Raw genomic sequence first — 11,299 nt, 5'->3', positions numbered from 1 at the left:
GTACGTCACCCCGCTCGAAACGAGATCCTTGCTCAGGCAGAGCTTCGTCCCGGCAGCGTAAACACCCGCTGTCCAGTTCGCGGGGGGAACTTCACACTAGGTTGAGCGTCCATCCTCCGACGCGTCGTGAGACTGCAGGAGAAGACGCAGCTTGGGAGGGCGGCCTCGGACGCGAGCCGCGGGGGCTGAGCTGGTGTTGGACGACTCTCTGAATGAGCATGTAGGCGGGGATTCGCGACTCTCGGCTTGAATATGATTGGTGATCTTGACGGGTGGGTTGGTGCCGTTTCGTGTGCGACGACACGGTGAGCACGAAGGAGCGTTGGGAACGTGGTTGTCGGTGGCTGACGGTCTTGGCATGATCGCGAAATGAGTGGAAGCGCGGACCGAATTGCCTTGTGGGGGTGTTCGCTGTTTGAGCGTCAGCGGGACCCGGTCGTCTGGGCGGGCGGGGTGCTCGAGGCTGCTTCGGCGACGTTGGGAAAGTCCCCGGAGATCCAAGCTGCGTTGGCTCTTGCCGTAGACGGCACGCAATGGCCGGAGGGTCGGGCGGTCTTCGATCGGATCCGTCAGCGCGGGCTCGACAAGGACAAGCCCCTGACGGCTGCGGAGGGTCTGTGCTTCCGGCTTGCGGAGCTGGTAGCGAAGCTCGCGCACAATGCGGCTGGTCCGCCTCCGCCTTTCGATTATCACGCAGGCTGGCAGGTGGGGCCGATCGCTTACCGTCTGGCTGGCGAGTTGAAGGATCCGGCCCTTCGCCACCGCCTGGCTGCCGCCCTGGACGGGTGGCCGGAAGCTGAGTGATCCCCCGTGATCGCCCGGACTCCACATGATCCTTTAGGTGTGTGGGGAGGCTGGCCGTGCTTTGTCCGTGCTCGGGAGGTGAGCACGCTCCACGTTGCGGAGGTCCAACGGGTGCGTTTGCGGGGAAGGAACGAGATTTGCGCGGGACGTCAGTCGGCGGTGAGTACGGAGTCGTCCTCGGGACGAGCGCCAGGGAGGTGGTGCCGGGCGGCGATCAGGGCGGTGTCGATGTCCCGGGTGCCGGTCGATACGCAGAGGGTGTAGGCGACGTCGTCCATCCGTCGGCGTGTGGCCGGGTTGCCGTGTTCGGCGTGCAGCGCGTGGAGGGTCTCGTACTGCTCGATCAGGTTCTTCAACACGGAGGGGTGGGCCATCAGCACCTGGGGTCTCCATTCGCGTGTACCTGCCATGCAGGCTGACTTGCGCGAGCGAATACCCGCTGCTCGCTCGCTCATGCGGTCGCTTTCGGGTCTCGCTCGTCCGTTCGGTGGCTGTCGGCTCGCACACCACGAGGGCCGCGCGTCAGATGGGATCGACGGGTTCCGTGGGCCGGGTGAGAAGTGCCGAATGCCGGGTACGCGCGCAGTCAACGGAAACGGGCGCGGCCCGGACAGGCTGCGTGGGTCCGGAAGGAGAGCGTCATGCCGCGAGGATCGAGCGCGAAGCGTGAGCGCCAGTACGAGCACATCAAAGAGAGCGCCGAGAAGCGGGGCGTCTCCAAGGGGCGGGCGCAGGAGATCGCCGCGCGCACCGTGAACAAGGAGCGCGCCCGCTCCGGAGAGTCCGCTACGGCGAGCAAGGCCTCCACCCGGGACAAGAAGTCCGCCGCGCAGCGCGGTGGTGAGCGCTCGCACAGCGGGGCGCAGGGTCCGACGAAGGACCAGCTGTACACGGAGGCGAAGAAACGCGGCATCGACGGCCGTTCGTCGATGAACAAGCAGCAACTCGCCAAGGCCCTCGGACGCTGACACCGGCCGCCCGTCGCTGAAGCGGATCCGCAGCACCTTGGCAGGAAGACCCAGGAAGAGATGAGCGGCATGGTGAAGATCGGGTACACGATGATGACCGAGCAGGCGGGGCCGCGCGAACTGGTCGGTCATGTGGTCGGCGCCGAGCGGGCCGGTTTCGACTTCTCGGTCACGTCCGACCACTACTTCCCCTGGCTGGAGTCCCAGGGCCACGCCTCCTACGCGTGGAGCGTGCTCGGTGCCGCAGCGCAGGCCACCGAACGCATTCCTTTGATGACCTACGTGACCTGCCCGACGACCCGCTACCACCCGGCCGTCATCGCCCAGAAGGCCGCCACCGTCCAGCTCCTCTCTGAGGGCCGTTTCCGTCTCGGCCTCGGTTCCGGGGAGAACCTCAACGAGCATGTGGTGGGTGGCGGTTGGCCCGCCGCGCACATCCGGCTGGCGAAGCTGGAGGAGGCCGTGGAGATCATCCGCGAGCTCTTCGCGGGGCGGAATGTGAATTACCACGGCGTCCACTTCGACGTGGAGAACGCGAAGTTGTGGGACCTGCCCGAGGCGCCCCCGCCGATCGGTGTCGCCGTCTCCGGCGACCGCTCGTGCGAACTCGCGGGCCGGCTGGCCGACTTGCTGATCGCCACCGACCCCCGCCCGGAACTCGTCTCCGCCTTCGAGGCCTACGGCGGCACGGACAGGCCCAAGGTCGGCCAACTGCCCATCTGTTACGACACCGACCGCGATGCGGCGATCGCCCGTGCCCACGACCAGTTCCGCTGGTTCGGCGGCGGCTGGCCGGTCAACTCCGAACTGCCCGGACCCGCCGCGTTCGCGGGCGCCACCCAGTTCGTACGGCCCGAGGACGTGGCCGGGTCGATCCCGTGCGGCGACGACGTGGACGCGGTCGTCGAGGCCGTACGCCAGTATGTCGAGGCGGGGTTCACCGAGGTCGCGCTCGTCCAGATCGGTGGCGAGCACCAGGAGCCGTACCTGGAATGGGCCGAACAGAAGCTGCTGCCCGCCCTGCGGGAACTGTGAGCGCGCGATGACCACGAAACGCGCCGCGATCTTCGATGTCGACGGGACACTCGTCGACACCAACCACCTCCATGTCGTCACCTGGTGGGAGGCGTTGCGGCAGGCCGGTCACCACGTGCCCATGCGGGACATCCACCGGGCCGTGGGCCTCAGTGGCGGCGACCTCCTGGACCATCTGCTGGGCGACGGCGACAACCGCGATCCCGACGAGGACGAGCAACTCACAGCGGCCCATCACGCTCTGTACGCCACGTACTTCGAGCGGCTGCCGGCGCTGGACGCGGCGGGCGACCTGCTGCGCGCCCTGGCCGGACGGGGCTGGGGAATCGTCCTGGCGACCTCCGCGAGTGGCGCGGAACTCGCAGCCCTGCGCGGTGCCATCGACGCGGACGACGTCATCCTCGGGGCAGCCAGCGCGGACGACGTCGCCGACGGCAAACCCGCCCCCGATCCCGTCCGACAGGCCCGGGAACTCGCCGGCGTACCGAGCGAACGAGCTGTCTTCGTCGGCGACACCGTGTGGGACATGAAGGCCGCCGTAGGGGACGGAGTGGTCCCGGTGGCGGTGCTGTCGGGCGGGATCCCGCGCGCGGACCTGGAGTGCGCCGGCGCCCACGCCGTGTACCGGGATCCCGCAGATCTCCTCGGACGCCTGGACTCCAGCGTCTTCGCGGAACGGGAGTGACTCGGCCTTTCGGCGTCGCTTCGGAGGTCCTTCGCAAGCACAAGCTCAGCCGGAAAGGGCGTAGGGAGTCGCTGCTGCGAGGCCGCCGTTCACGTTTGATGGACCGCGCGGGGCCTCGTTGGGACGAGGACATGACCGATGCCGCAGCCCAGCGTCGCCCACCAGGCGGTGTGGTTGCGGACCGTCTGCGTCGACTCGGCTCACTTGCTCCGCTGTGGCCCGGGCTCTCGTTCCTTGGCCGCGCTGAAAGCGATGGAGGCGGTGAGCAGGGCCTGAAGGGCGGCGATCAGGGCGGTCGGCTTCCAGAGCCATACGGGAGTGGCGGGCGGCGGGCCTGCGCTGACGCCGTACCTGCCCTGGGGATCGACGGTGACGGTGAGGTGGCTGCCGACGGTGAGGTGGCCCGCGCCGATGGCGCCGAGCGGCCGGTGGTGGGCGGCGTCCACCAGGACCGCCTCCGTGCCGGCGTCATACACGGCGGGGCTGGGTTCCAGGGCCGTGACGATCGCCCGGACGGCGTGGCCGCGCTCGTGCAACGCCTCGTACTTCAGCGCGCTCCAGCACACCAGCATGGTCACGGCGAGGCAGACGGCCACCGCGGTCTCCCGTACCGGGATCGCGCTCCCTTCGATGTTCTCGCGCCGAAAGTCGTACAGAACGAAGGCCAGTCCCATCAGACCCCCGATCGCCACGATCCCGCCGAAACCCAGGACCATCGTGTTCCGCCACCCGACGGGCGTCAGCGACGCACCGTAGACCAGGCCGAACCCAAGCGCCGTCAGCGCCGCGCTCACCAGCACTCCGAGTGCCGCCCACGACAGCCTCGCGGTCCATCTTCGCCCGGTAGTACTCACCCGTTCCTCCCCAAGTCGGCTCCGGTGTGAGACCACCAGCGGTGCGGTGGTCGGCCCGCGAAGGTCCCGGCGGGCGCCGGCCCCGAGGCCGTCCTGCGCGGGATCTACCGCTCGTCGGCGTTCGGATCGCGCGACAGCGGCAGCCCGAGCTTTTCCAGCAGCCCGACAAGGTGGGCGATCCGCTCGGGGCTGACCTCGGCGATGTCAGGGGTCGGCGGCTTCTCGGCGAGCAGACGGGCCACTCCGTCGCGGAGGATCCGGGGCTGGTGGAAACCGGCGTTCTCTTCGGCCACCCGGCGCGCGGGCAGCCCGGTGAGATTCCTCAAGTGGTGCTCCGCACCGGGTGGGTGGGTACCGGTCAGCAGCAGCCCGCCGTCGGCAGCCTCCCGGGCGGTCTCCGGCGGGGCGTCCCGCACGACCTGCGCCACGAGGTCCGCCACCGGCCGGTAGGCAGGGGCCACGACGGCGCGCAGCTCGGTCGGCGACAAGGAGACCTTGCCGGACTCCTGGAGGAGTCGGCCGTTCTCGGTGATCAGCGCTCCGAGGAGGGGCCTGGGGTTGGGCACTGTTGGCGACGGTGCGAACGCGCCGCCATGAACGACGCCGGACCACGCCATCTCCAGGCCCACGTCGAGGCGGTGCGCATCCCGCACATGCCCGATCACCGCCTCGGCCAGGCCTCGCGCGCCACCGACCACCAGACCTCCTACGACCGCCTCACGCCCGGCGACGACAGCGACCGAGGTGTGTACCGCGTCCTGGTGCACCACGACACACGTGGCCGGCTCCGGGTCCGGGCCCGTCCCGGCCAGGGCCGCCACCGCCTCGTCCACCACCCTGACTTCCGCCGCCGGCCACAACCCCTGGACCGTGTCCACCGCCGGCTCCACACCCGGGTGTCCACGAGCACCGGGTGCCACGAGAACCACCGACCCGATCGGGCGCCACAACTCCGCCCTCTTGGCCACACCGACCGCCAGCAACTGCGCCGCGAGCAAATCATCCGCACCCGGGCCCGGATTCCAGGCGAGCTCCAACACCACCTGCGAGTAACGGGCGCTGCGCCCCGTCACCTGTATCCGTATCTCGTCCAGAGCCCACCAGAGCACGCAGCCACCCCGCACCGTCGTCCCGTGCGGCGATCCTAGATGGATCACATCGAGAACGTCTCCCGTTCGCCTCCTGCGCCCGAGGCCGGAGCGTAGGTGCGGCGGGGTGCCATGGTCCTGCCGAGAAGCTCGTGCGCGCCGGTGACTACGGTGGCGCATCCCCGACCCGGGTCACAGCGATCGGTTCGGAGACGAACGCGTCGAGATCCAGCAACCTCGTCCCCGTCTTCCTCCGATGCCCTTCCACCGTCGGCAACTCGCCGCTTCGCAGGGGCTATTCAGCTGCCCGTGGGGAGATCGGTGCCTCGTGCTCGGCGTCGGCCGTGCCCATCTCCCGGCTGACGTCGGCATTCAGTTCGGCCCAGCTCTTGTCGAACTTGGCCAAGCCCTCGCGTTCCAGGGTTTCGGTGACGTCGGCGAAGTCCACGCCGACACGCGCCAGAGCCGCGAAGTGGTCATGTGCCGCCACGTACTTGTCGGCCGCCGGTGCGTCATGGGGGAGCGTGCCGTGGTCGGCGAACGCGGCCAGGGTGGTGCCGGGCATGGTGTTCACGGTGCCAGGGATGGCCAGCTCACCGACGTACATCGTGTCGGGGTAGGCCGAGTCCTTGACCCCGGTGGACGCCCACAGCGGGCGCTGCGGTCGGGCGCCCGCCTCGGCCAGGCGCTGCCGACGCGGCTCCATGGCCGCCAACACGTATGCCTGGTATGCCAGACGGGCGTTGGCGACCGCGGTTTCACCCTTGAGTACGAGGGCCTCGGGTGTGCCGATGGCGTCGAGGCGGCGGTCCACCTCGGTGTCCACGCGGGAGACGAAGAACGAGGCGACCGAATGGATGCCGGTCAGATCGAGCCCGGCCTGCCGGGCCCGCTCCAGGCCGGCCCTGTGGGCGTCCATCACCGCGCGGTAGCGGTCCAGCGAGAAGATCAAGGTGACATTGACGCTGATCCCGAGCGCCACGACCTCGGTGATGGCCGTGAGTCCCTCCCGGGTGGCCGGGATCTTGACGAACAGGTTCTCCTCCTGAACGGCGTCCCACAGTTTCACCGCCTGCTCGACGGTGGCGTCGGAGTCCTTGGCCAGCCGGGGGTCGACCTCGATCGACACCCGCCCGTCCAGGCCGCCGGTCTTCTCGTGTATCGGTGCGAAGGCGCGGCAGGCGGCTCGTACGTCGTCGGTGGTGAGGGCGAAGACGGCGTCGTCGACGCTCGCGCCTTCGGCGGCCAGCCTGCGGAGCTGCTCGGTGTAGCGGTCTCCACGGGACAGCGCGGAGGCGAAGATCGTGGGGTTCGTCGTGACCCCGACGACATGCCGGTCGGCGATCAGTTTCTCCAGCTCGCCGCCGGCCAGCAGCTCGCGGGACAGGTCGTCGAGCCAGATCGACACGCCGGCGGCGGCCAGGTCGGCGAGCGGGTCGGACACGGTGGAATCGGACATGTTGCATCTCCAAACGGTGTGCCGTCCGCAGGGGAACTCAATTCCGGCGGACGGGGCGGGAAGCGGCTCTCCAGGGACTCTCGCGGTCCCGCGCAGGTCATTCGTGCGCGCTGGGAACCCGGAGCGGGTCGCGGGGTGCGTCGGGCTTGGCGGCGCCGAGCTGCTCGCCCAGTTCGCCCAGCCGGTTGCGGCCGAGAGCGGAGCGGACCTGCGGGAACCACTCCTTCTCCTCTTCCTCGACGTGGTGCCGCACGTTCTCCATGAGGACGGTCATCTTGGCGTCGAAGCGCTCGTCCTCGGCGTCCAGGCCCGACAGCTCGGACAGCATCCACAGCACGACGTGGTGCTCCTCGACGCTCTCCAGTACGTGGTCGGTGGTGTCCGGCACGGCTGCGCGCGCGGCGGGGTAGAAGATCTTCTCCTCGATCCAGGTGTGGACCGTCAGCTCCTCGATCACCTTGTCGGCGATCTTCCGCTTCGTCTTGTAAGCCCGGTCCCCGGCCTGCTCGAACTCCTTGAACAGCTTCTCGACCGTCTGGTGGTCTTCCTTGAGCAGCACGATCGCGTCCATGGGCACTCCTTCGCTTCGTCCCGTACGTTTCCCGTACGTTTCCCGTACGGCGGGGGCGTTTCTGTCGGCGGAATACCGAAACAAGCTCGTCTCCCGCGCTCCGGCTACCCCGCGCAGCGCGGCCGACCCGCCTGAAGCGCACCTTTTCGCCATGTTCGGTCCTGTCGGGGTCGGTGAAGGTGGTCCGAAGCAGCGTCGTGCGGGCCGTTGTGCCAGAGGAATGGAGCACCTCAGGTCTGGTCGCGTCGCTCTCCGTGGCACGTAATGTCACGTCGGCGGGGAGGGGCGTCCGCACCCGAGGAGGCCGGCGTGGCGAGGGACCGGATCGGACTGGCGAGGTTCTGGCGGCTGCGGAGGATGCGGCGCCGGCGGACTCCCTCGATGTCGTGGCGCGGAATCTGCGTGACCGGCTCGGGGCGCGGTAAGCGTCGTTCCTGTTCGTGGACATCGTCGGACAGCGCCTGCTGCGAGTCGGCGACACGGCGGCCGGCCGGCCCGAACACCGCGCCGAGCAGGCCCCGTTGGCCGGCGAGGGCTCTACGACGAGGTGCTGTGCACCCAGAAGGTGGTGCGGGCCCCGCAGGTGGAGGAGTGGCAGCGGGTGCTCGCCCCGGTCACCAACCGCGGCGACACCATCGGCGTCCTGGAGCTGTTCCTGGACGGGGTCACCGAGGACGTGCTGGAGCAGGTCGAGGAGACGGCGCACGCGCTGGCGTACATCATCGTCACCGACCGCCGCTTCACCGACCTCTACCAGTGGGGCAACCGCACCACCTCGGTCAGTCTGGCCGCGGAGATCCAGCGCCAGCTCCTGCCCTCGGCCGCTTCCTGCGAAGCCCCCGAGTTCACCCTCGCAGGCGCCCTGATCCCGGCCTCCGACATCGCCGGAGGCACCTACGACTACAGCCTCGACCATGACTCCCTCCATCTGTCCGTCACCGATGCCTTGGGCTACGACGTCAACGCCTCGCTCATGGCCACCTTTCTGGTCAACGCCTCCCATGGCGCCCGCCGCGCCGGAGTGAACCTCGCCGAGCAGGCCCGGCAGACCCACCGCGCCCTCCTCGACCACGGCCGCCGGACGTTCGCCACCGGCCGACTGCTGCGCATCGCCCTGGACGGGAGCAGCGCCCAGCTGGTCAATGCCGGCCATACCTGGCCGCTGCGGCTGCGCGACGGCACGGTCGGAACTGCGCCTGGCTGTGAACCTGCCTTTCGGCTTGCCGGAACAGGGTTCCTGCCAAGTACAGGACCTCGACCTGCGCCCCGGTGACCGACTCCTGCTCCACACCGACGGCATGCAGAAACGCCAGGCCGAAACGGTCGACCTCCCCGCCCTTCTCCGTACGACCGTTGCCGAGCACCCGCGCGAGGTCGTACGCCCTCTGGTCGCAGCGGTCACCGACGCCTACAACGGCGGCCTGCCGAAAGACGACGCCACCGACCTGTGTCTGGACTGGCACGGTCCGACTGCGCGAGCCGTCAAGCGAGCCCCTGAGCCTGCGCCTTGTCCATGGTTCTCTTCGGACGTCGCGCAGAGCGTGTACGCGGCTCCGGACGGGCGTAAGGCGGCAGTCCGCTGGTAATCGCAGGGCGATGGGGGAGCGGTGTACTGCCTGGGGAGGTCGCGCGCCGCTCCCCGCCGGATTCTCCGGGCCTCCGTCCATCACGCGCCTCTCGGCCCCTCGGCCTTCTCGACGAGCGGTCGCCGGTGTCGTCGTGCCTCGCCTTCGCGCACAACTCGCCCCTCGTCGATCCTTGGCCGCCGACCGCCGACCGCCGACCGCCGACCGCCGACCGCCGACCGCCGACCGCCGACCGCCGACCGCCGACCGCCGACCGCCGACCGCCGACCGCCCCCGACGCTGACGACTTCCTCGCCCCAGACACGCGGGCGGGCCGGTCACCTCGCCTTTGAGGTGCCGGCCGTTTCCGCGTCGCTTTTCGTGCTCAGGATTTCTGTTTCTTGACCGAGACCAGGTGGGCGAAGACGACGACGTTGGCCGAATAGCCGTGTTTCTTGTCGAAGTTTCCGCCACACGTCATGAGTCGAAGTTCGGGACGCCTGGTGGCTCCGTACACCTTGTTGTCGGGGAACTTGTCCTTGGCGTACTTCTTCACCTCGTCGATGGTGAACGCGGCCGTTGTCCGGTCGGCCCGGGTGACCTTCACCGTGTCACCCGGGTGCAGGGCGTTGAGGTTGAGGAAGATCGCCGGGCCGGTCCTGGTGTCGCGATGACCGACGATCAGGGAAGTTCCCGCCTCGCCGGGTGACGGACCGCCGCGGAACCAACCCACCACCTTCGGCCTGTCCAGTGGCGGAGCCCCCAGCTGCCCCCTCTTGTCGAGGTCCAGGTCGGTCACCGGGGCCTCGATGAAGATGGCGGGAATGGAGATCTTCACCGGGACGGAGCGTGCCAGGGGTGCGTGCGGGGCCTGTCGGGCCGGGGGAGCGCCGCCGCCCGCGGCGTCATTGGCACGGGCGGCGGTACTCGCGGGAGTGTCGGAGGTGTCCGAAAACGTCCAGACGACGCCTGTCACCAGTGAGAAGGTCGCACACAGCGTCATCGACAGGCGGACCGCACGACTGGGGCCTCGTCGTCGCCGTGGTCGTGGCTGTGGGCGTCGATATTGGCTATGCGTCGTGGCGGGCACGGCGGCGCGCGGCTCGGCGGACCATGACGAGCGCCGCGACGGCGATCCCGCCGGCGGTCAGGGCGGTGGTGGTTCCGGCGTTCGAGTCGCTCTCGGAGCTGAGGTTCTCCATGTCCGGGACGCCTCCGCCGCCGGCGGGCACACCGCCGGTGGGCTTGCTGTACTCGCGGCCCGGGACGATCGCCGCGGGACCACGGCTCTGCTGTTCCGGCCGGGCGGGCTGGGCGTGGCGGCGGCAGTCCACCGCGAACCGCCGCTGCTTGGGGCCCGACGGGGTGGTCCACACCAGCTGGTACGTGCCGTGCGGGAGAAGGTACTTCGCGCTGTGCGCCGAGCCGTTGATCAGCGGCAGCGTGCTCTGCAGTGTGTCGCCGGGCGGCATGGTCGGGGGCTGCGCGGTGATCGTCCAGGCGACCGCGGTCAACGACTCGAAGTTGCTGGCGACGAGGACGAACTCGCAGACCTCGACCCCGTCGCTGCCGCGTGAGTGCCAGTCGACCGAGCGGACGTCGATGTTGCCGCTGTCCCCCGGAGCGGCGTAGGCCGCTCCGGCTCCCGCGACCGTGGCACCGGCGAGGACGGCGGTCACCGCGGCACTCCCGAGGGCACTACGAGAGCGGAGGAAAGAGGACATGACCATGCTGGACTCCTTCAAGCCGGAATGATTGTCGTACTTTTCCGTCGAGCCCGTAATGAATGTCATGGAAAGTCAAAGAATGTGTTGAGGCGCTGCTGGGAAAATAGGAAACAACTCAAATGGACCAACGCGTGTTGAGGGTGGGTCCGACGCGCTTGCGGCCCCGCTCGCGGCGGATCCGGAATCCCGGGTACTCGGAGCCCTCCGGGACGGCAGGACCAAGAACCTGCTCCGCGTCCGAGGTCGGGCTCCCTCCGGCCTCCCCACCCCCACCGGGAGTTCCCATGATCCGCGCCGTGGCGCTCGTCTGTACGCTCACCCCTTCCCCCGCCCCTTCCAGCAGCCACCACCTCGCCGGGCAGGTCATGTCTGAGCTCGCCGACCTCGGTGTCCAGGGCGAGACGATCCGGGTGGGCGATCACAATGTCCGCCCCGGCATCGCCCGTGACAATGCCGTTGCTTTAGTGGTCGTGCCACCGGTTGTTCAGGGTGACGACGACCGGCGGGCGGCGGCTGCTGGCGGGTTCGCCTGGGGCTTTGCTG

At 69.3% G+C, this 11,299-nt stretch carries 11 protein-coding genes and 2 pseudogenes; 6 read left to right on the top strand and 7 right to left on the bottom strand.

What is annotated here, in order from left to right:
• Positions 1–369: 369 nt before the first annotated feature.
• Positions 370–804, top strand: a complete 435-nt coding sequence (locus tag ACIRRY_RS51540; protein WP_403988009.1) for a hypothetical protein — start codon at positions 370–372, stop codon at positions 802–804.
• Between the two features lie 149 nt (positions 805–953).
• Here ACIRRY_RS51540 and ACIRRY_RS51535 read toward each other — a convergent pair whose 3' ends face one another.
• Positions 954–1,184, bottom strand: coding sequence for a DUF5133 domain-containing protein (locus tag ACIRRY_RS51535; protein ID WP_403988015.1), 231 nt, complete (start codon positions 1,182–1,184; stop codon positions 954–956).
• Positions 1,185–1,445: 261 nt separating this feature from the next.
• Between ACIRRY_RS51535 and ACIRRY_RS51530 the strand changes: the two genes are divergently transcribed.
• From ACIRRY_RS51530 to ACIRRY_RS51520, 3 genes are all read left to right on the top strand, one after another.
• Positions 1,446–1,772: a plasmid stabilization protein gene (locus ACIRRY_RS51530; protein ID WP_403988006.1), complete on the top strand. Its 327-nt coding sequence runs from the start codon at positions 1,446–1,448 to the stop codon at positions 1,770–1,772.
• 69 nt (positions 1,773–1,841) lie between these two features.
• Positions 1,842–2,807, top strand: coding sequence for an LLM class F420-dependent oxidoreductase (locus ACIRRY_RS51525; protein WP_403988012.1), 966 nt, complete (start codon positions 1,842–1,844; stop codon positions 2,805–2,807).
• A 7-nt stretch (positions 2,808–2,814) separates the two neighbouring features.
• Complete coding sequence (locus ACIRRY_RS51520; protein ID WP_403988003.1) at positions 2,815–3,492, top strand: HAD family hydrolase; 678 nt, start codon at positions 2,815–2,817, stop codon at positions 3,490–3,492.
• Between the two features lie 200 nt (positions 3,493–3,692).
• Here ACIRRY_RS51520 and ACIRRY_RS51515 read toward each other — a convergent pair whose 3' ends face one another.
• From ACIRRY_RS51515 to ACIRRY_RS51500, 4 genes are all read right to left on the bottom strand, one after another.
• The gene (locus tag ACIRRY_RS51515; protein ID WP_403988000.1) at positions 3,693–4,346 is read right to left on the bottom strand and encodes a hypothetical protein; all 654 of its coding nucleotides are present in this window, start codon (positions 4,344–4,346) and stop codon (positions 3,693–3,695) included.
• Between the two features lie 104 nt (positions 4,347–4,450).
• Positions 4,451–5,455, bottom strand: a complete 1,005-nt coding sequence (locus ACIRRY_RS51510; protein ID WP_403987997.1) for a rod shape-determining protein — start codon at positions 5,453–5,455, stop codon at positions 4,451–4,453.
• Between the two features lie 274 nt (positions 5,456–5,729).
• Positions 5,730–6,893: a transaldolase gene (gene tal / locus ACIRRY_RS51505; RefSeq protein ID WP_403987994.1), complete on the bottom strand. Its 1,164-nt coding sequence runs from the start codon at positions 6,891–6,893 to the stop codon at positions 5,730–5,732.
• 97 nt (positions 6,894–6,990) lie between these two features.
• Positions 6,991–7,464, bottom strand: a complete 474-nt coding sequence (locus ACIRRY_RS51500; protein WP_403987991.1) for a hemerythrin domain-containing protein — start codon at positions 7,462–7,464, stop codon at positions 6,991–6,993.
• Positions 7,465–7,773: 309 nt separating this feature from the next.
• Here ACIRRY_RS51500 and ACIRRY_RS51495 point away from each other — a divergent pair.
• Positions 7,774–9,050: pseudogene (locus ACIRRY_RS51495) on the top strand (PP2C family protein-serine/threonine phosphatase).
• Positions 9,051–9,414: 364 nt separating this feature from the next.
• Here ACIRRY_RS51495 and ACIRRY_RS51490 read toward each other — a convergent pair.
• Both ACIRRY_RS51490 and ACIRRY_RS51485 read right to left on the bottom strand, forming a co-directional pair.
• Positions 9,415–10,032: a class F sortase gene (locus ACIRRY_RS51490; protein ID WP_403987988.1), complete on the bottom strand. Its 618-nt coding sequence runs from the start codon at positions 10,030–10,032 to the stop codon at positions 9,415–9,417.
• A gap of 67 nt (positions 10,033–10,099) precedes the next feature.
• Entirely contained in the window at positions 10,100–10,759 is a 660-nt protein-coding gene (locus ACIRRY_RS51485; protein ID WP_403987985.1) for a hypothetical protein, read from the bottom strand.
• A gap of 281 nt (positions 10,760–11,040) precedes the next feature.
• Here ACIRRY_RS51485 and ACIRRY_RS51480 point away from each other — a divergent pair.
• Positions 11,041–11,299 (top strand): annotated as a pseudogene (locus ACIRRY_RS51480) (hypothetical protein); the annotation flags it as partial.

The sequence above is a fragment of the Streptomyces sp. NPDC101776 genome (genome assembly GCF_044766845.1).
GTDB lineage: Bacteria > Actinomycetota > Actinomycetes > Streptomycetales > Streptomycetaceae > Streptomyces.
Note: the sequence above shows the minus strand (reverse complement) of the source record. Positions and strands in the feature narration are given on the sequence as shown.